The sequence below is a fragment of the Alistipes sp. DJF_B185 genome, from assembly GCF_964250025.1.
GTDB lineage: Bacteria > Bacteroidota > Bacteroidia > Bacteroidales > Rikenellaceae > Alistipes > Alistipes finegoldii.
The window spans coordinates 129,054-147,848 of sequence record NZ_CAXUDY010000002.1 but is presented as its reverse complement, the minus strand read 5'-3'; the positions used below and the strand labels follow the sequence as shown (position 1 = coordinate 147,848).

Here is an 18,795-nt window from a genome sequence, read left to right as displayed (position 1 = left end):
ACTTTATGAGCAATATAATAAAATAAATTGAAACAAACTAATAATAAATTGATTATTTTTTATCGAACCGTCCTTTTCGGCGTCAAATACCATCAGTCTGAACATCGCTGCTGCAAACACTTCGGTTTTTTATTGGGAAAGTAACAAAATTAGTTATATTTGTATTCCGAAAAGTCGCTGCGCATGATCCCGAAATACGGTTGTCTGCTGCTCGGTCTGCTCACCGTCTGCGGTGCCGCGGCCCAGCATCCCGATGACGAATATTATCCCTACGCCGCCCGGCAGGAGGAGCGTACGCCGCTTCTGCTGACCGACTCGACGCTGTTTTACCGTGCCGTGCAGACGACTTCCGACCTCTATGCCGAACATACCGCCTTCAACCTGCCTTACGTCTCCGTGAAACGCCGGGGACTGAATTACCGAGACGAATCCGCTTCGGTCGGGGGCGTGCCGCTTTCGTCGCGCTATTTCGGGGCGATGCGCTTGTTGGGGGCCGATGAAGTCCGCTATGGCGGTCTTGCCGCGGCAGACGGTGCGACGGGCGGTGCCGGCGGCCTGCGTTTGTTCCGTTTTGCCGACGATTACCCGCAGGCGTCGCGCTATGCCGCCGTCAGCTTTACGGACCGCAATTATCTGGCCGGGGCGCGACTGTCCGTCACCGAACCGCTCGGCTGCGATTGGAGCGGCACGGCGGCTCTCGACGCCCGTACGGGGCGCGACATGCACGTCGAAGGCGTCTTTACCAATGCGCTGACTGCGAGCCTGCGCGCCGCCAAACGGTTCGGCGACGATCACAACCTGAGCCTGACGCTCATCGTTCCGCCCTCGGTCCGGGGTACGCGTCTCTCCTCGGCCGAAGAGGCGTTCCGGCTTACGGGTGACCGGCTCTATAACCCCGCATGGGGATTCCAGCACGGCAAGGTCCGCAATTCGCGCGTGCGGCGGGAATTCGTGCCGCTGGCTGTCTTCTCCTACCGGATGCCGGTTTCGCAATCGACGTCGCTTGCCGCCGATTTCAGCGCGGAGTACGGCACGCGCAAATACAGTGCGCTGGGATGGTACGACGCACGCACGCCGATGCCCGACAACTACCGCTACCTGCCCGGTTATACCGGCGACCGTGAGACCGAGCAGGCGTGGCGGGCGAATGATGCGCGCTATACGCAGATCGACTGGGACGAACTGATCGCCCAGAACCGCATGGCGGCGGGCCATGCCGTCTATGCCCTCGAAGACCGCACCGAGCGGCTCGGCGACCTGAACTTCAGCGCCCTGTTTACGACTGCGCTCGACGCCCGGCTGACACTGCGTTACGGGTTGGTTCTCCGCCATGCGCGGTCGCGCAATTACAAGCAGATGCGCGACCTGCTGGGTGCGGAGTATATCACCGACATCGACCAGTATCTGGTGGACGACGATACCTACAGCAACCTCTTGCAGAACGACCTGCGGCGCCCCGGCCGTACGATCCGCAAGGGCGGCAGGTTCGGCTACGATTATGCGCTGACGACGCGCCGGGCCGATGCGCGGCTGCATGCCGAATACCGCTCCGACCGCTTCCGCGCCGATCTCGTCCTTTCGCTGGGCGCCGCCGCAGTCTGCCGCCGCGGGTATTACGAGAAGGAGCTTTTCCCCGGCGCGCAGTCGTACGGCCGTTCGCGCCGGGTGCGGTTTACGCCCTATACCCTCAGGGCGACCGCCGGCTGGGCCTTCTCGCCCCGCAGTTACCTCGAAGCGTTGGCCGCCGCCGAAGCCGTGCTGCCCGACGCCGCGGACCTTTTCTATCAGCCGCAGTACAACAACCGCGTCATCGACGATCCCTGTCCCGAACGCCGTTATGCCGCCGAAATCAATTACAGCCGTACGGGCGAAACGCTGACCCTGCGGCTCTCGGCCTATCTCTTGGCGATGTTCGACGGCGTCGAGACCCGCCGTTACTACGACGACATGGCGGGCGTGTTCTGCGACATGGCCGCGACGCGGATCGGACGCATGGCCTGCGGCGTCGAAGCCGCCGCCGACATCCGGCTCTCTTACCGTTGGAGTTTGTCGCTCGCCGCATCTGCGGGGCGTTACAAATTCATCCGCAACCCGCGGATAACCGTGATCTCCGACGTCGATAATTCGGTCGTGGACGCCCGTGCCGTGAGCCACTTGAACGGTTGCACGCCCGGCGGCGCGCCGCAGCTGACGGCCTGCGCCGAACTGGGTTACTTCGGCCCGAAAGGATGGGGATTCAAAACTTCGGCGGGGTACGCCGGCGCGCGTTACGTCGAACCGTCGCTGCTTCGGCGCACCGAGCGGATCGCCCGTCAGGGCGGCACGACGCGGGAGATGTTCGACGCCTTCACCCGCCAGCAACGGCTCGGCGACGCCTTTACCCTCGACGCGGCGCTTTTCAAAACCTTCTGGTTCGACCGTTCGCGGCTGACGGCGTCGTTGATCCTGCGCAATCTGCTGGGCGACGGCGACACCGTTTACAGCGCTTACGAGTCGCAGCGCGTGCGCCGCATCCGTTCGGGCGACACGCTCTGCTATGCGCCCCATGCGACGCGCCTTACCTATGCCTATCCCCGTTCGTTCTATCTTACAGTCTCTTACCGATTTTAAGACGTAAGTAAAAAAATGGCCGATTTTTTTGGATTTCGACATGGAATTCGTAACTTAAAGGTCGAAAAACCATTAAAACTTCAAAATTCCATGATTATCGGTATTCCCAAAGAGATCAAGAACAACGAGAACCGCGTTGCTCTCACCCCCTCCGGCGCTCAGGAGCTGACCAAACGGGGTCACAAGGTTTATGTGCAGGCTTCGGCCGGTGTGAACAGCGGTTTTGCCGATGATGCCTATACGGCGGTAGGGGCGGAGATGCTTCCCACGATCGAAGACGTCTACGCCCGCGCCGAGATGATTATCAAGGTCAAGGAGCCGATCGCACCTGAGTACAGGCTGATCCGCAAGGACCAGCTGGTCTTCACCTTCTTCCACTTCGCCAGCAGCGAACCTCTCACCCGCGCCATGATCGACAGCGGGGCGGTGTGCTGCGCCTACGAGACCGTCGAACGGGCCGACCGCTCCCTGCCGCTGCTGATCCCGATGTCCGAGGTCGCGGGCCGCATGGCCACGCAGGAGGGCCGCTACTTCCTTGAGAAACCTCGCGGCGGCAAGGGCATTCTGCTGGGCGGCGTTCCGGGCGTGAAACCCGCCAAGGTCTTCGTCATCGGCGCAGGCGTGGTCGGCACGGCCGCGGCGCGTACGGCCGCCGGAACGGGAGCCGACGTCACGATCTGCGATATTTCGCTGCAGCGTCTCACGTACCTTGCCGACGTGATGCCCAAGAACGTCAAAACCCTGATGTCTTCGGAATACAACATCCGCGAGGAGCTCAAGCGCGCCGATCTGGTCGTCGGCTCGGTGCTGATTCCGGGCGCCAAGGCTCCGAAGCTCGTCACGCGCGATATGCTGAAGGAGATGGAACCCGGCACGGTGATGGTCGACGTGGCCATCGACCAAGGCGGCTGCTTCGAGACGTCGCGGCCTACGACGCACGAGGACCCCGTCTATTATGTGGACGGCATCCTGCACTACTGTGTGGCCAATATTCCGGGTGCGGTGCCCTATACCTCGACGTTGGCGCTCACCAATGCGACGCTTCCCTACGCCATCCAGCTGGCCGACAAGGGTTGGCGGCGGGCCTGCCGGGAAAACCGCGAACTCGAACTGGGACTCAACATCGTGCAGGGCAAGGTGGTCTACAAGCCCGTCGCCGATGCGTGGGGACTCGACTACGAGCCGCTGACGCTGTAGTTTCCGCCGTGCGATTTCTGCAGCGTGATTTCCGCCGCGTGATTTCCGCCGCGTGATTTCCGCCGCGTGATTTCCGCCGCGTGATTTCCGCCGCGTGATTTCCGCCGCGAGACTTCTGCCGCTGGATTTCCGTCGTACGATTTCCGTCGCGAGACTTCTGCCGCTGGATTTTCGCCGTGCACTCACTCCCTACAGCGGTCGCGCCGCATCCGTCCGTCCCGTATGTCGTCGGCAAGGCGCCGGTCCGCCCGGCGATCCGGCGGGGCGTCGTTCGTGCGGCGGGCCGATTCGGACGGCCGTGTGCAGTTTTATTCGTTCAAGGATACGGAGAAGCTCTGCTTCTCCGTTTTTTATGCGTATATTTGAACGATGATCCGCAAACTCCTGCTCATACTCCGTTTTTACTACTCGGCCATGTTTTTCTTCTGCGCGGCGGTGAGCGTGGCGCTTGCGTGGCTGGTCAAGGTGCACGGTCCGGAGATCATTCCGATGTGCATGCTCGGCAAGGCGGCGGTCTATCCGCTGTATCTCTATGTCTGGATCGTACAGCGTTACGGCGATGAATTCTTCTATTACCGCAATCTGGGCGTCCGGCGGCGCGAACTGCTGGGCGTAAGCTGCGCCGCGGACTTTATCTTGTGTTACGTATTGTTGAAACTGACGGCCCTGTTCCTGTATGAACCCCTCTGAAAAACATACCCTCGAAATCGACTCGGTCGAATTGTCGTTCGGCGACCGGCGTATCCTTTCGGGCGTATATCTGGCGGTCGAGACGGGCGGCGTCTCTGCCGTTCTGGGCCGCAACGGCTGCGGCAAGAGCTGTCTGATGAAGATTCTCTGCGGCTCCCTGCGGGCCGGTTTCCGGTCTATGCGCATCGACGGCGTGTGGCACGACCGTTTCCGGGCCGACGAAGTGCGTTACCTGCCGCAGCAGGGTTTCATTCCCGGCTGGCTGACGCTGGACCGGGTGCTGCGGGATTACGACATGACGCGCGGCGACCTGCTGAAATGGTTTCCGCTCTTCGAAAAACTGTTCGGAACCAAGATGTACGCGATGTCGGGCGGCGAACGGCGGATTCTGGAGTGTTACCTGATCCTGCGCAGCCCCACGCGGTTCGTACTGCTCGACGAGCCTTTTTCGCAGGTCGCGCCCCTGCATGTCTCCGCGCTCAAGCGACTGATCCTGCAGGAGCGGGCGTCCAAAGGCATCCTTCTGACCGACCATATGCACCGCCACGTCACCGATCTCGCCGACCGCCTTTACGTCATGGCCGACGGCCGGACCTACCTCGCGCAGGTCGAAGAAGACCTCGTCAGATACGGTTATCTGACGCATTTATAGCGATTGTGCGGCCGGCCGATTTGTTTTTGCGCCCGGCTTGCACTATCTTTGCCGCAAACAAACTCCGGCTTAGACAGGATGCGCCCCGGCATAGCCCAATGAATTTGGCTTTGCGCCCGGCTTGCACTGTCTTCGCACCCCAATACGGCACATTATGGCAGGATCGAATTTTGTAGATTACGTAAAGATATTCGCCCGTTCGGGTCACGGCGGAGCCGGCTCGGCGCATTTCCGCCGCGAGAAATTCGTGGCTTTCGGCGGTCCCGACGGCGGCGACGGCGGCAAGGGCGGCAGTATCGTCCTGCAGGGCGACAGTCAGTACTGGACCCTCATCCACCTCAAATACCAGCGTCACCAGTTCGCCGAGGACGGCCAGTGCGGTTCGGGCGCCCGTTCGTCGGGCAAGGACGCCAAGGACATCGTGATTCCCGTGCCGCTGGGTACGGTTGCGAAACGGATCGTCACGCAGGAGGACGGCACGGAAACCGTCGAGACGGTGGGGGAGGTTACCGCCGACGGAGAACGGCTGGTGCTGCTGCATGGCGGCCGCGGAGGTCTCGGCAACTGGCATTTCAAAAGCGCCACCAACCAGACGCCGCGCTACGCCCAGCCGGGCGAAGAGGGCGACGAAGGGGCTTTCATTCTCGAACTGAAGGTGCTGGCCGACGTGGGACTGGTGGGCTTTCCCAATGCGGGCAAGAGTACGCTGCTCGCGGCTGTTTCCGCCGCCAAACCCAAGATCGCCAACTATGCCTTCACCACGCTCGAACCCAATCTGGGCATCGTGGAGGTTCGCGACCATAAATCGTTCGTCATGGCCGACATTCCCGGCATCATCAAGGGGGCGCACGAGGGCCGCGGACTCGGCACCCGCTTTCTGCGCCATATCGAGCGCAATTCGGTGCTGCTGTTCATGATTCCCGCCGACAGCGACGACGTTCGGCGCGATTACGAAGTCCTGCTGGGCGAACTGACGCAGTACAATCCCGAACTGCTCGACAAGGAGCGCCTGCTGGCCGTCACCAAGTGCGATATGCTGGACGAGGAGCTGATCGAGCAGATGAAACCCCACCTGCCCGAAGGCATTCCCTCGGTCTTTATTTCGTCGGTTTCGGGGCTGAATATTTCCCGGTTGAAGGATATGCTCTGGGAAGCCCTGCAGCGTTAGCGAATTCGACGCGCCGCTCCGAGACGCGGAGCGTGTATTTCCCGTTGAAATAGTCGATAATTCCATATACGGAACCCGTGCCCTGCGGTACGGGTTCCGTTGCGTATGCGCATGTCCCCAGCGTCCGGACCCGGAATGTCCGGCCTTGGGCGTCGGTCAGCGTCCGTTCGGAGGTTTGCGGTTCCGAGGTCTCCGGATCGGTGTCGCACCACGGCCCCGCTTCGGTAAACCGTACTCCTTCGAAACATACGTAGGTGTCTGTCTGCCGGAGGCCGATGGCGTCGAACGTACATACCGCCGGCCGCGGCCGGCGGTCCTTGTCCGGATTGCGGCGCAGATAGCGTCCGAGCTCTTCACGCGGAATCCGCCCTACGCCGTAATCGCCGTCGGGCGCGGTTCCAAGCTGGATCTTGCCGCCGTAATCGCCCAGCGTAAGCCCGTTGCAGAAGATTGTGACGGCCGCTCCGACCGGGTAGTCGAAAGCGAGTCGGGTGCCGTCGATCAGGACCGAAATCCCGCCGCTGGCATCCTCGACGACGAGCGTCTTGTAAAATTCGCCGTAGAAATCGTTGCCCGTGACGACGCCTTCGAGCGTGATGTCCTCCGTTACGGCGACGCTGTTTGCGGTGCAGCGCGCCTTGAGGTCCGCAATGGTGTGCACGCCGCCGGGAGCGCCGCCCTCGAACGAGAGTTTCGACGTCCGGTCGCAGGCCGCCAGCAGCAGGAGCGCCAGCAGTTTAATACATGCAGTCGTTTTCATTGCGGAGTTTGAGCAGGTAACGGCCTTTGCCGGCGTCGTCGTATTGCAGAATGCCCGTGAGCGAACAGCTCTTTCCGGCGGGGACCTCTTCGCCGGCGAACCCGGCGTAATTGCGGACATAGGTGTATATTTCGGCTCCTCCGGCGTCGGTGAAGCGTTTGTACCCCGCCCACGTGCCGGGCGTAAGGTCTTCGGGCGTGTAACTCAGGCCGTCGATCCGCACCAGCGTCCCGCACCGCTTCGGCGTGAGTTCCGCAATCGTCAGCAGGGCGGGTGCGACCGGCTGCGGGGCTTCGCCGGTGCGACTTGCGGCGGCGTCCAGCGCGGCTTTCGAGCCGAGGTAATCCGTTGCGAAGCCGCTTCCCGCTGCGGGTTTCCGCCCGACCTGCAATATGCCGCGGCTTTCGCCCAGCGCCAGCCCCTTCAGCCGCAGCGTGACGCGGCTTCCCGGCGGAAAGTCGTTGTGCAGATGGTCGATACCCGCCATTACCTCAAGTCCCGCTCCATCTTCCTCGACGCAGAACGTGCGGTAGAAGTTTTCCTCCGCATCGCTGGTGTTCACCCGGCCCGACACCACCACGTCGGTCGCAATCACGAACGTCGTCCCGGCGTACAGTTGGCGCAATTGGGCGATGGTCGCCGTCGCCGGTTCCGGCTCCTCGCCGCCGCTCCGTTCCCCGAACCGGGAGTCGTAACACCCGGTCAGCAGCAGAAAGGCGCATAACAGCGGCAGGCGTCGCATAAGCTCCGTTATTCGATGCGTGAATCCTTCAGGCCGAGGAAGTAGAGGATGCCGTCCAGTCCGATGGTCGAGATCGACTGCCGGGCGGTGGCCTTCACTTTGGGTTTGGCGTGGAAAGCGATGCCCAGACCGGCGAGATTGAGCATCGGCAGGTCGTTGGCGCCGTCGCCGACAGCTACCGACTGGGCGATGTTGATCTCCTCGAACTGGCAGAGCAGGCGCAGCAGCTCGGCTTTGCGGCGGCCGTCCACCACCTCGCCCACGTAGCGGCCCGTGAGTTTGCCCTCCTCGATTTCCAGCTCGTTGGCATATACGTAGTCGAATCCGTATTTCTGGCGCAGGTAGTTGCCGAAGTAGGTGAAGCCGCCCGACAGAATGGCCGTCTTGTAACCCACGCGCTTGAGGATGGTCATCATGCGCTCCAGCCCTTCGGTGATGGGCAGGCTGCGGGCGATCTCCTCCATGACCGAGACGTCGAGACCCTTGAGCAGGGCCACGCGGCGCGAGAAACTCTCGCGGAAGTCGATTTCGCCGCGCATGGCGCTGGCCGTGATCGCCCGCACCTCTTCGCCGACTCCGGCGCGTTCGGCCAGTTCGTCGATCACCTCGGTCTCGATCAGCGTCGAATCCATGTCGAAGCAGATCAGGCGGCGGCTGCGGCGGTAGATGTCGTCCTTCTGGAACGAGACGTCGAGACCGATCTCCGAGAGATTCATGAATCCCTCCTGCATGGTGCTGCGCTCCTCGTCGGTGAGCGACCCGCGCACCGAAAGCTCGATGCAGGATTTGGCCGCACGGTCGTCCTCGCTGAGCGGGATGCGGCCCGTCAGACGCTTTATGGCGTCGATGTTGAGTCCGTGTTCGGCCACGACGCTGGTCACCTCGGCGATATGCCGCGCCGTGACGGTGCGTCCCAGCAGGGTTATGATGTATCGGTTTTTGCCCTGACGGCCTACCCAGTCCTCGTATTTCCGCTCCGCAATCGGCGTGAAGCGGATCATCACGCCCAGCTCCGAAGCCTTGAACAGCAGCTCTTTCATGATGTTGCCCGACTTGTCGGCCGTGGTCTTGAACAGGATGCCCAGCGTCAGCGACTGGTGGATATTGGCCTGACCGATGTCGAGGATGAAGGCGTCGTAGCGCGCGAGTATTTCGGTGAGCGAAGAGGTCATTCCCGGCTTGTCTTCGCCGGAAATGTTTATCTGGATGATTTCAACGTTGTTCTGCATCGTTTTCCTGTTTCCTTTTGGTAAATTCGTAGACAAAGTTAGTAAACTTTCTTTTTTTTGGTTATTTTTGCACGATAAACTTAAAAATCGGACTTTATGTGGTCTTTTCTCGTGCCGTTTTTTACGGAAACGCCAGAAGCGCCTTTGATCCTGCCCGACAGCGTGCAGAAAGCCAATCTCGCCGAAGCGGTGAATAAAATCATCCACCTGGACGTGGGCGACATGCTGCGCTCTCTGCTTTCCGAATCCGTCTGGATACTGGTGAAGATCCTGATCGCGCTGGCCATCTATTTTATCGGCCGCTGGATCGTGCGCCGCATCGTGCGGCTGCTCGACGCCGCATTCGAGCGCCGTCAGGTGGACACTTCGCTCCGCTCGTTCCTGCGCAATACCGTCAAGGTGGTCTTCACGCTCATCCTGCTGATGATCGTCGTGCAGACCCTCGGCGTCAACGTCACTTCGCTCATCGCCCTCTTCTCGGCCGCCACGCTGGCCATCGGTATGGCCCTGAGCGGCACGGCCCAGAACTTCGCGGGCGGCGTGATGATCCTGCTGATGAAACCTTACCGAGTCGGCGATTTCATTTCGGCGCAGGGCCAGTCGGGCACGGTGCGCGAGATCAAACTCTTCTCGACGGTCATCACCACCGGCGACAACCAGACGATTTATATTCCTAACAATTCCATTGCCACGGCGATCATCGACAATTATTCGACCTCCGAGACGCGCCGCGTGGACTGGACGATCGGCATTTCGTACGGCGACGACGTCGATGCGGCGCGGAGGGCGCTTCTCGACCTGCTGGCCGCCGACAGCCGTGTGTTGACCGACCCGGCTCCCGTGGTGTGGGTTGCGGCGCTCGCCGACAGCTCGGTGAACCTTTCGGTGCGCGCATGGGTGAAAAACGCCGATTACTGGGACGTGTTTTTCGAGAACAACGAAAAAATCTACAAACTGCTGCCGCTCAAGGGCATCAGCTTCCCTTTCCCGCAGATGGACGTACATGTGAAACAAAACTAAGTGAGGAGTATATGAAAAAATTACTGTTTGCCGCAGCCGCAGTCTGGCTGTTGGCCGCCTGCAACAAGGAGCTTGGTCCCGAATACGAGACGCCGCCCGTTTTCGACGAAGTGACTTTCACCACGGCGACGCAGCCGGACAAAATCACCGAACCGGTGAAGGTGGACGAGGTCGTTTGGGTGAATGCGACGGTATCCTGCCCGTACAAGGTCAAACAGGTGTGGCTTGCCTACTTCGTGGACGGCGACGAGTCCAATGTGGTGACGACTAAGCCTTTCAATTACGACGCCACCACCGTTACGTTCAAGGAGCGGATTCCGGGACAGAAGGCCGGAGCGAAAGTGTCGTTTCAGGTGCTTACCCGTTCCGATTATGTCTTCATGTGGACCCAGACGTATACCTACAAGGTCGAGGGCGGCGAAGACGAAGAAAAGCCGAATCCCGACCTGCCGGACGAAAACTAATTTTTATCAGAGATATCGTTTATGGAATTAAAAGAAATTCTGGCCATTTCGGGCCAGCCCGGACTTTATAAATACGTGGCGCAGTCCACCAACGGCGTGATCGTCGAATCGCTGCTCGACGGCAGGCGGATGAACGCCTCGGCGTCGTCGAAGGTCAGCTCCCTGACCGAGATTTCGATGTTCACCGAAGGCGAGGACATTGCGCTGGCGGACGTCTTCACCAAAATCTATGCGCATACGGGCGGCAAGGAGGCCATCAGCCCCAAGGAGGCGCCTGAGAAGCTGAAAGCCGCTTTCGCCGAGGTCCTTCCCGAATACGACCGCGACCGGGTGCACGTATCCGACATGAAGAAGTGCTTCGCGTGGTACAACATTCTGGTCAGGGCCGGTTTTACGGAGTTCAAACTCCCGTCCGAAGCCGAATAGAAAAAGTCCCGCTCTCGGAGCGGGACTTTTTCGTTGTATCCGGTGTGATTCCGGCTTTTTTCATGCCGCCGAATTCGCGGTTTATATTATCTTTGTGCAATAGCGAAACAAACATTCAAGCAACTGACATTATGGAACGAAGGACGAAAGTGCTGGCATTGGTTGCCCACGACAACATGAAGCACGATCTGGCCGAATGGGTGGACTGGAACAGCAAAAAACTCAGCCGTCACCATCTGGTCTGCACGGGTACGACCGGCAAGATGGTCGAAAAAACGCTGCGCGACCACCGGGAAGAGTACGAGGGTGAGGAGGAGATCGAAGAGCTTCCCGATCTGAGGATCACGCTGCTCAAATCCGGTCCGCTGGGCGGCGACCAGCAGCTGGGTTCGCTGATCGCCGACGGCAAGATCGACGCCCTTATTTTCTTCTGGGACCCGATGTCGGCCCAGCCGCACGACGTGGACGTCAAGGCCCTGCTGCGTCTGGCCACGCTCTACAACGTGCCGACGGCCATCAACCGTTCGTCGGCCGATTTTCTGATCTCTTCGCCGCTTTTCGAGGACGATGGGTACGTACCCGTCGTCAAGGACTACAAAGCCTATGTCGAGCGCGTGCTGAAATAGGGTGGCGCGCCGTTTTACAGGTCGTGCGACAGCGGGGCGGGAACCGTCCCGCTTACGTCGAAGTCGCCCCAGCGCCGGGCGATCGAGTCGAGTGTGTCGAACAGTTCGGGGATGTCGAGCGACGTGACGAGCTTCAGGCGCGTCGGCTTGAAGTCGGGCAGTCCCTTGAAATAGTTGGACAGATGGCGGCGCATTTCGAGGATGCCCACGAATTCGCCCTTTACTTCGAGCGACTTGCGCAGATGCTCCTTGGCGATTTCGACCCGTTCGCACACCGACGGCTGCGGGAGCACTTCGCCCGTGGCCAGATAGTGCTTCACCTCGCGGAATATCCACGGCCGGCCGTAGGTCGCCCGGCCGATCATCACGCCGTCCACGCCGTAGCGGTCGAACATCTCCGCGGCCTTCGGTCCCGAATCCACATCGCCGTTGCCGATGATCGGGATCTGTATCTGCGGGTTGTTCTTCACTTTGCCGATCAGCGTCCAGTCCGCTTCGCCGCGGTACATCTGGGCGCGTGTGCGGCCGTGAACGGTGAGCGCGGCGATGCCCACGTCCTGCAAGCGCAATGCGATCTCCTCGATGTTCTTCGACTCCTCGTCCCAGCCCAGCCGCGTTTTGACGGTCACGGGCTTGCGCACCGCCTGCACGATCCGGCGCGTCATCTCGACCATCAGCGGCACGTCGCGCATCATGCCCGATCCGGCGCCGCGCCCGGCGATTTTCTTCACCGGGCAGCCGAAGTTGATGTCTATGATGTCGGGACCGGCCGCTTCGGCCATGCGGGCCGCTTCGACCATCGGTTCGATCAGGTGGCCGTAAAGCTGGATGCCCACGGGACGCTCCGCCGCGTCGATTTCGAGTTTTTTGAGCGACTTGGCCGCGTCGCGGATCAGCCCGTCCGACGAAATGAATTCCGTGTAGACCACGTCGGCCCCGAACCGCTTGCACATGTAGCGGAACGAAGGGTCGGTCACGTCTTCCATCGGCGCCAGCAGCAGGGGCTTTTCGCCGAGTTCTATATCAGCTATTTTCATGGGTTCTGATTCGTTTTTTCCGATGTCTCGCAGGCGAGGATCTTGTCTATGCGGGCGCCGTCCATGTCGACGATCTCGAACGTGAAGGTGTTCCACCTCAGTTTTTCGCCCGTCTGCGGAATATGCCCCAGCTCGTCGAGTATCAGGCCGCTGAGGGTATTGTAGAGGTTGTTCGGGTAGACGTCCTCCAGCCCGTAGCAGACCAGAAAATCGTAAAACGGGCACTGCCCGTCGATCAGGCAGCTGCCGTCCTCCCGGTGAACGATGTCCGGCTCCTCCCGCTCTTCGGGAATCGAGCCTACCAGCGCTTCGAAGATGTCGTGCAGGGTGACGATGCCCTGCGTCACGCCGAATTCGTCGCAGACGATGCCGTAGCCGACCTGTTCGCTGCGGAGTTGTTCCAGCGCGGTGTACACTTGGGTCTCCTCGTGGAAGAATTTTGCCGGACGCAGTATGGATGCGACGTCGAAATCCTCCTCTCCGATGTGCGTGAAGAGGTCCTTGAGGTATATCACGCCGGCCAGCCGGTCGAGGTTGCTGCGGGCGGCGGGGTAGAGCGTGTGGGGTTCCCTGCCGACCAGCTCGCGGATCTCTGCGGGCGTCATGGCGGGGTCTATCCATGCGATTTCGCTGCGGTGCGTCATGATCGAACCCACCTTGCGGTCGCCGAGCGAGAATACGCGGCCGACGATCTGCTGTTCGACGATCTGCACTTCTCCGTCTTCGGTCCCCTCCTGAATGATCGATTTGATCTCCTCCTCGGTGACCTTGCTCTCCGTATCCCGTATTCCGAGCAGGCGGGTGATAAGCTCGATGCTGCGTGACAGCAGCCATACGAAGGGCGACGTCACCTTGGCGAGCACCTGCATCGGCCGTGCGACGAGTATGGCGACCCGTTCGGCGCTTTTCATGCCGATGCGCTTGGGCACCAGCTCGCCGAAGACGATCGTGAGGTAGGTTACGACGATGACGATGAGTATCTGGGCGACCGGAACGGCCGTGCGGAGCGGCATGCCCAGCGATGCGAGCATCGCGCCGAAGCGGCCCGCCAGCGCTTCGCCCGAATAGATACCCGTCAGGATGCCGATCAGGGTGATGCCTATCTGAATCGTGGAAAGGAATCTGTCCGGGTCCTGAGCCAGCTGGAGGGCTTTGGCGGCCGCCTTGTTGCCCTGCTTGGCGCGTGCCGTCAGGTTCGAGCGGCGCGCCGAGATCAGCGCGATTTCCGACATTGCGAAAAGCCCGTTGAGCAGGATCAGCAGGATAATGATGATGATTTCCATGAAAAGCGTGTAATGTAGCGGCAAAGATAAGCATTGTTTGGAATTTCGGGGGCGCCGCGGCCGCAATTTGTGAGAATTATGGCTTTGCGGGATTGGTTATTAGCCGAAAAACGCTAAATTTGCAGGCAAATCTTTTGTGTTATGAATATTGAAAACTTTATTTCGGATGCGGTCCGCCGTTCGGTGGAGGCGCTTTACGGTCCGCTCGACGGCGAACAGCTGCAGATTCAGAAGACCCGCAGGGAGTTCGAGGGCGATTACACCCTCGTGACGTTTCCGTTGCTGCGACGAAGCCGCAAGTCGCCCGAAGCCACCGCGACCGAGATAGGCGAATATATGACGGCCAACGTGCCGGAAGTCAAGTCGTTCAACGTCATCAAGGGTTTCCTGAACCTGACCCTCGACTGCGCGTTCTGGGCCGCCCGTTTTGCGGAGATCGCCGCCGATGCGAACTTCGGGCAGGCTCCCGACACGGGGCGTACGGTGATGATCGAATACTCGTCGCCCAACACCAACAAACCCCTGCATCTGGGCCATATCCGCAACAACCTGCTGGGGTACTCCGTGGCGCAGATACTCAGGGCCAACGGCCATAACGTCATCAAGGCCAATCTGGTGAACGACCGCGGCATCCATATCTGCAAGTCGATGCTGGCTTGGAAGCTTTACGGCAACGGCGAGACACCCGCTTCGTCGGGCATGAAGGGCGACCACCTCGTCGGCAAATACTACGTCGAGTTCGACAAGCATTACAAGGCCCAGATCAAGGAGCTGACGGCGCAGGGCCAAACCGAGGAGGAGGCCAAGAAAAACGCCCCTGTGATGCTCGAAGCGCAGGAGATGCTGCGCAAATGGGAGGCCAAGGACCCCGAAGTCTACTCGCTCTGGGAGACGATGAACGGCTGGGTGTACGAAGGTTTCGACGTGACTTACAAGGCGCTGGGCGTCGATTTCGACAAAATCTATTACGAGTCGCAGACCTACCTGCTGGGCAAGAGTCTCGTCGAGGAGGGACTCCGCAAGGGCGTGTTCTACCGCCGCGACGACAATTCGGTCTGGATCGACCTCACGGCCGACGGACTGGACGAGAAACTGCTCCTGCGCGGCGACGGCACCTCGGTCTACATGACGCAGGACCTCGGCACGGCTTACCGCCGCTTCGAGGAGAACAGGCTCGACGACATGATTTATGTCGTGGGCAACGAGCAGAACTACCATTTTCAGGTGTTGAAGCTCATCCTCAAGAAACTGGGCTATGCCGACTGGAGCGACCATATCACGCACCTTTCCTACGGCATGGTGGAGCTTCCCGAAGGCAAGATGAAGTCGCGCGAAGGCACGGTGGTCGATGCCGACGACCTGATCGCAGACATGGTATCCACGGCCCGCGAGATGTCGGACGAGCTGGGCAAGCTCGACGGCTGTACGGAAGAGGAGGCCGACGCCGTTTCCACGATGGTTGGATTGGGCGCGCTCAAGTATTTCATCCTGAAGGTGGACCCGAAAAAGACGATGCTTTTCGATCCGCGCGAGTCGATCGACTTCAACGGCAACACCGGCCCGTTCATCCAATATACCCATGCGCGTATCTGCTCGGTGCTGCGCAAGGCCGCCGAAGCCGGCATCGACTTCTCCGGTGCGGCGCAGGCGGATTACCTGCCCGAAGAGATCGCCCTCGTGAAATCGCTGACCGAATATCCGTCGGTCGTTGCCGCCGCAGGCGAGAACTTCGCGCCTTCGATCGTCGGCGCCTATGTGTACGAGCTGGCCAAGCAGTTCAACGGTTACTACCACGACCATTCGATTCTCAAGGAGGAGAACGACGAAACCCGCAGAATGCGTCTCCAGCTGGCTCAGCAGGTCGCCCGCGTCATCCGCAGCGGCATGAAACTGCTCGGCATCGACGTTCCGGAACGGATGTAATTCTCCGGCGCGGATGCAATTTGCCGCACCGTCCGGGCGGAATGCCTTTTGTGCCGAGACCGGGACGAAGAGGGTGGGGCGTTGCCGCGGCAGAATCCGGCCGGGTTTCCGCCACTTTCGGACGCCGAGCCAGAGCGCGGCGTCTCCCGGATGAAAGGCAAAAATCTGGGCCATCTGTTTCTTCGGCTATGATAAAAAAGAGGAAGATCGTGAACTGCACCCCAAAAGTTGGACATAACTTTTGGGGTGTTTTATGAAGTACAGTTATGAGGAGAAATTAGCGGCAGTTTTGTCTGTTGTCAGAGGGCAACATTCCGTATCGTCCGCCTCCAAGCATTTTGGAATAAGCTATACGCCTTTGTCGCGTTGGATTGCGCGTTATAAAGAGTTCGGCGAAGCAGGTCTTCGTATACGGCAATATACTTACAGCGGCGATTTTAAGTTGTCAGCTATCAGGCACATGCACGAGAATCACTTATCTTTAACGGAAACAACGGCAAAGTTCGGTATTTACAATGAGAGTACGCTGAGCAAATGGGAGCGTATCTATTATGAAGAAGGTGAATCCGGTCTTTACTGTGATAATCGGGGTAAGATGAGAACCAAACCTAATAAACAGGAACTACAACCACAGGAAGAAAATGACTTGCGAGTCGAAAACCAACGTCTTCGCGCCGAGGTTGCTTACTTAAAAAAATTGAGGGTCTTAGTCGAGGAACGCATCGTCCGCGAGAACGGGAACGGGCAAAAGCCATCGAAGAACTAAGACCGGAACATACCCTTCCCACGCTATTGTTATCATCTGAAGCAGTTAAAGTTCCCCGATAAATACAAACAAGAGAAAAACGAGATTGTAAGTATATACCACGATCATAAGGGACGTTATGGTTACCGCCGTATCACAGTAGAGATGCACAATCGCGGATATTCTATAAACCATAAAACGGTACTGAGGTTAATGAACGAATGTGGAGTTAAATGCCAGGTGCGCCTAAAAAAATATCGTTCATACAAAGGAGAGGTTGGTGCCGTTGTGCCCGACTTGCTGAAACGTAATTTTATGGCGGAACGTCCTAATCAAAAGTGGGTTACAGACCTTACTGAATTTTCTCTGTTCGGCAAGAAGCTTTATCTGTCGCCTATTATGGACTTATATAACAGGGAAATAATAAGTTATAATATAGCAGAACATCCGACCTTTTACCAAACAATGAAAATGCTTGAAGATGCCATAAAGGATCTGCCCGATACTCCGGAACTTATACTTCACTCGGATCAGGGTTGGCAGTACCAGATGAAACGCTATCAATATCGGCTGCGTGAAAAAGGTATTAGTCAGAGCATGTCTCGTAAGGGAAACTGTTTGGATAATGCGGTTATGGAAAACTTTTTCGGACTGTTAAAATCAGAATTATTATATTTGCAGAAGTTCGAGTCTGTCGATCATTTCCGCAAGGAACTGGAGGAATACATAAATTACTACAATAACAAGCGAATAAAGACCGCTTTAAACAACATGAGCCCGGTACAATACCGAACTCATGCTATCTGAATTATTAATCAGTCCAAACTTTGGGGTGCACATCAATCGTTCTTCCTCTTTTTTAATTATGGCTTCCGCTTGCCGCGCTCAACTTTTTCGGTTTGCCGTTGTTATGCTTTCCCTGCTTGCCCCCTCTTCCCTTCGGCTTGTTGCCATCATCCCTTCTGCTTGCCGCCGTCATCCCTCTTCGGCCTGCCGCTTTCAATTTTTCTGCTTCCCCGTCATTATACCTCCGGTTCACCGTTGTCATGCTTTCCCTGCTTGCCGCTCTCCTCCCTTCCGCTTGCCGCCGTCATGCCTCACTTTCCGGTTTGTCGCTATCATGTTTTCCCCGTTGGCGTCCGGCGGCTGTACTTGGCTGCCCGTACCCGTCCCGGCGGGAGGGGAGTGTCGCTCCGATGCCGCTGCGGCCATAAATATTTAGTGCTCAACCGTGGTATGAATCTTGCGAGTTGTGCGGTAGGAATTAACCAACACTATTATTTGCGTGAAAACAATCTTTACAACATTCGCTCTATCTCTTGCGTTGTGTGCCGCTGCCGGAGCGACGGCCCAAGTCAGGAGCGCGGCGCCGGTGCCTGCGGCCGATACCGTGATGCTGTCGGAGACCACCGACGGCGATTATCTCGTCCGCAGGTTCATCGTCAAACGTCCCGGCGACACCGACTACTCGGTCCGCTACCAGATCAATCTGGCGAAACTCTCCTCGACGCTCGACGGCAATTCGCGGGAGCTCGGCGATCTGGACGACTTCGTCGGCAACCTGATGAAAGACACGCTGATGAGGGTCAAATCGGTTGAGATCACGGGATATTCGTCGCCCGACGGTCCGCTGAAATTCAACGAGACGCTGGCCCGGAACCGTGCGCAGGATTTCAAGAATTACGTCGATCGAAAGTATGGTTTTTCAAATAAGTACGACGTGACGGTCAATGCCGTCGCCGAAGATTGGGAGATGTGCCGCGCATTGGTCGCCAAGTCGGAGGTGCCCGACAAACAGTCCGTGCTGGATATCCTCGACGGCAGCCGGTCGTCCGACGCCAAGGAGCTGGCGCTCAAAAAGATGCCTTCGGCTTGGAACTATATGAAAAAGAATATCCTTCCGCCGCTCCGCCGGGTCGAACTGACGATCAATTACGGCGAAGGCAGCGTCGTCGAGCAGCGCACGATGATTCCCCGGCCCAAACCCGCGCCGCAGCCCGTTTGCGAACCCTGCGGATGCGAGGTGATCGACGAGTCGATAACGGGCATCATCGTCGAAATGCCCGGATCGGATGTCGATTATAAAAAGGAGCTTCGCGAAGCGAGGAAAATCGTCCGGGAGCAGGAGCGGGCCGCCCGCAAGATAGCCCGTGAGGAGGCAAAAGCCGCCAAAAAGAGTTACAGGGAGTTGGAAAAGATGTAAGGCCGAATAATACGGTAAAA

The 18,795-nt window shown here is 58.7% G+C and carries 16 protein-coding genes and 2 pseudogenes; 13 read left to right on the top strand and 5 right to left on the bottom strand.

Going from position 1 to position 18,795, the window contains the following annotated elements:
• Positions 1-159: 159 nt before the first annotated feature.
• The 5 genes from ACESTR_RS03865 (at position 160) to obgE (ending at position 6,317) form a co-directional block, all read left to right on the top strand.
• Positions 160-2,610 (top strand): TonB-dependent receptor, encoded by a 2,451-nt coding sequence (locus tag ACESTR_RS03865; protein ID WP_302270101.1) that lies wholly within the window; start codon positions 160-162, stop codon positions 2,608-2,610.
• Positions 2,611-2,700: 90 nt separating this feature from the next.
• Positions 2,701-3,807 carry an alanine dehydrogenase gene (gene ald, locus ACESTR_RS03860; RefSeq protein ID WP_373178849.1) on the top strand — a complete coding sequence of 369 codons (1,107 nt, stop codon included), beginning with the start codon at positions 2,701-2,703 and terminating at the stop codon, positions 3,805-3,807.
• Positions 3,808-4,176: 369 nt separating this feature from the next.
• Entirely contained in the window at positions 4,177-4,497 is a 321-nt protein-coding gene (locus tag ACESTR_RS03855; protein ID WP_022044648.1) for a hypothetical protein, read from the top strand.
• Positions 4,484-5,149: an ATP-binding cassette domain-containing protein gene (locus ACESTR_RS03850; RefSeq protein ID WP_022044647.1), complete on the top strand. Its 666-nt coding sequence runs from the start codon at positions 4,484-4,486 to the stop codon at positions 5,147-5,149. Before ACESTR_RS03855 ends, ACESTR_RS03850 begins: the two co-directional genes overlap by 14 nt.
• 154 nt (positions 5,150-5,303) lie before the next feature.
• Positions 5,304-6,317, top strand: coding sequence for a GTPase ObgE (gene obgE / locus ACESTR_RS03845; protein ID WP_373178848.1), 1,014 nt, complete (start codon positions 5,304-5,306; stop codon positions 6,315-6,317).
• On the opposite strand, the gene ACESTR_RS03840 is transcribed toward obgE, so the two are convergent.
• From ACESTR_RS03840 to serB, 3 genes are read right to left on the bottom strand one after another with little or no spacing between them, the layout of a single operon-like run.
• Complete coding sequence (locus ACESTR_RS03840) at positions 6,247-7,077, bottom strand: DUF5689 domain-containing protein (protein WP_373178847.1); 831 nt, start codon at positions 7,075-7,077, stop codon at positions 6,247-6,249. The two genes, obgE and ACESTR_RS03840, sit on opposite strands and share 71 nt — an antisense overlap.
• Entirely contained in the window at positions 7,055-7,819 is a 765-nt protein-coding gene (locus ACESTR_RS03835) for a DUF5689 domain-containing protein (RefSeq protein ID WP_014776253.1), read from the bottom strand. The genes ACESTR_RS03840 and ACESTR_RS03835 overlap by 23 nt, the downstream gene beginning before the upstream one ends.
• A gap of 8 nt (positions 7,820-7,827) precedes the next feature.
• Positions 7,828-9,048, bottom strand: a complete 1,221-nt coding sequence (serB, locus tag ACESTR_RS03830; RefSeq protein WP_130062609.1) for a phosphoserine phosphatase SerB — start codon at positions 9,046-9,048, stop codon at positions 7,828-7,830.
• Between the two features lie 96 nt (positions 9,049-9,144).
• Between serB and ACESTR_RS03825 the strand changes: the two genes are divergently transcribed.
• The 4 genes from ACESTR_RS03825 to ACESTR_RS03810 all read left to right on the top strand — a co-directional run bounded on the left by ACESTR_RS03825 (position 9,145) and on the right by ACESTR_RS03810 (position 11,584).
• Positions 9,145-10,068: a mechanosensitive ion channel family protein gene (locus tag ACESTR_RS03825; RefSeq protein WP_009598016.1), complete on the top strand. Its 924-nt coding sequence runs from the start codon at positions 9,145-9,147 to the stop codon at positions 10,066-10,068.
• A gap of 11 nt (positions 10,069-10,079) precedes the next feature.
• Positions 10,080-10,532, top strand: coding sequence for a hypothetical protein (locus ACESTR_RS03820; RefSeq protein ID WP_022044643.1), 453 nt, complete (start codon positions 10,080-10,082; stop codon positions 10,530-10,532).
• A 21-nt stretch (positions 10,533-10,553) separates the two neighbouring features.
• Entirely contained in the window at positions 10,554-10,958 is a 405-nt protein-coding gene (locus tag ACESTR_RS03815) for a DUF5606 domain-containing protein (RefSeq protein ID WP_009598040.1), read from the top strand.
• Positions 10,959-11,089: 131 nt separating this feature from the next.
• Entirely contained in the window at positions 11,090-11,584 is a 495-nt protein-coding gene (locus tag ACESTR_RS03810; protein WP_014776255.1) for a methylglyoxal synthase, read from the top strand.
• Positions 11,585-11,598: 14 nt separating this feature from the next.
• Here ACESTR_RS03810 and dusB read toward each other — a convergent pair whose 3' ends face one another.
• Both dusB and ACESTR_RS03800 read right to left on the bottom strand, forming a co-directional pair.
• Positions 11,599-12,621 (bottom strand): tRNA dihydrouridine synthase DusB, encoded by a 1,023-nt coding sequence (dusB, locus tag ACESTR_RS03805; RefSeq protein WP_014776256.1) that lies wholly within the window; start codon positions 12,619-12,621, stop codon positions 11,599-11,601.
• Entirely contained in the window at positions 12,618-13,904 is a 1,287-nt protein-coding gene (locus ACESTR_RS03800; protein WP_039940330.1) for a hemolysin family protein, read from the bottom strand. The genes dusB and ACESTR_RS03800 overlap by 4 nt, the downstream gene beginning before the upstream one ends.
• Positions 13,905-14,045: 141 nt before the next feature.
• Here ACESTR_RS03800 and argS point away from each other — a divergent pair, with 141 nt between their 5' ends.
• The 4 genes and pseudogenes from argS to ACESTR_RS03780 all read left to right on the top strand — a co-directional run bounded on the left by argS (position 14,046) and on the right by ACESTR_RS03780 (position 18,775).
• Entirely contained in the window at positions 14,046-15,827 is a 1,782-nt protein-coding gene (gene argS / locus ACESTR_RS03795) for an arginine--tRNA ligase (protein WP_009598030.1), read from the top strand.
• A 253-nt stretch (positions 15,828-16,080) separates the two neighbouring features.
• Positions 16,081-16,359, top strand: a pseudogene (locus ACESTR_RS16485) (helix-turn-helix domain-containing protein); the annotation flags it as partial.
• A gap of 105 nt (positions 16,360-16,464) precedes the next feature.
• A pseudogene (locus ACESTR_RS03785) lies at positions 16,465-17,379 on the top strand (IS3 family transposase); the annotation flags it as partial.
• 478 nt (positions 17,380-17,857) lie between these two features.
• On the top strand, positions 17,858-18,775 hold the full coding sequence (locus tag ACESTR_RS03780; RefSeq protein WP_227042152.1) for a hypothetical protein: 918 nt from the start codon (positions 17,858-17,860) through the stop codon (positions 18,773-18,775).
• The last annotated feature ends 20 nt before the right edge of the window (positions 18,776-18,795 follow it).

Coding starts and splice junctions, on each gene's coding strand:
- ald (WP_373178849.1), top strand. CDS start 2,701: ATGATTATCGGTATTCCCAAAGAGATCAAGAACAACGAGAACCGCGTT.
- ACESTR_RS03855 (WP_022044648.1), top strand. CDS start 4,177: ATGATCCGCAAACTCCTGCTCATACTCCGTTTTTACTACTCGGCCATG.
- ACESTR_RS03850 (WP_022044647.1), top strand. CDS start 4,484: ATGAACCCCTCTGAAAAACATACCCTCGAAATCGACTCGGTCGAATTG.
- obgE (WP_373178848.1), top strand. CDS start 5,304: ATGGCAGGATCGAATTTTGTAGATTACGTAAAGATATTCGCCCGTTCG.
- ACESTR_RS03840 (WP_373178847.1), bottom strand. CDS start 7,077: ATGAAAACGACTGCATGTATTAAACTGCTGGCGCTCCTGCTGCTGGCG.
- ACESTR_RS03835 (WP_014776253.1), bottom strand. CDS start 7,819: ATGCGACGCCTGCCGCTGTTATGCGCCTTTCTGCTGCTGACCGGGTGT.
- serB (WP_130062609.1), bottom strand. CDS start 9,048: ATGCAGAACAACGTTGAAATCATCCAGATAAACATTTCCGGCGAAGAC.
- ACESTR_RS03825 (WP_009598016.1), top strand. CDS start 9,145: ATGTGGTCTTTTCTCGTGCCGTTTTTTACGGAAACGCCAGAAGCGCCT.
- ACESTR_RS03820 (WP_022044643.1), top strand. CDS start 10,080: ATGAAAAAATTACTGTTTGCCGCAGCCGCAGTCTGGCTGTTGGCCGCC.
- ACESTR_RS03815 (WP_009598040.1), top strand. CDS start 10,554: ATGGAATTAAAAGAAATTCTGGCCATTTCGGGCCAGCCCGGACTTTAT.
- ACESTR_RS03810 (WP_014776255.1), top strand. CDS start 11,090: ATGGAACGAAGGACGAAAGTGCTGGCATTGGTTGCCCACGACAACATG.
- dusB (WP_014776256.1), bottom strand. CDS start 12,621: ATGAAAATAGCTGATATAGAACTCGGCGAAAAGCCCCTGCTGCTGGCG.
- ACESTR_RS03800 (WP_039940330.1), bottom strand. CDS start 13,904: ATGGAAATCATCATCATTATCCTGCTGATCCTGCTCAACGGGCTTTTC.
- argS (WP_009598030.1), top strand. CDS start 14,046: ATGAATATTGAAAACTTTATTTCGGATGCGGTCCGCCGTTCGGTGGAG.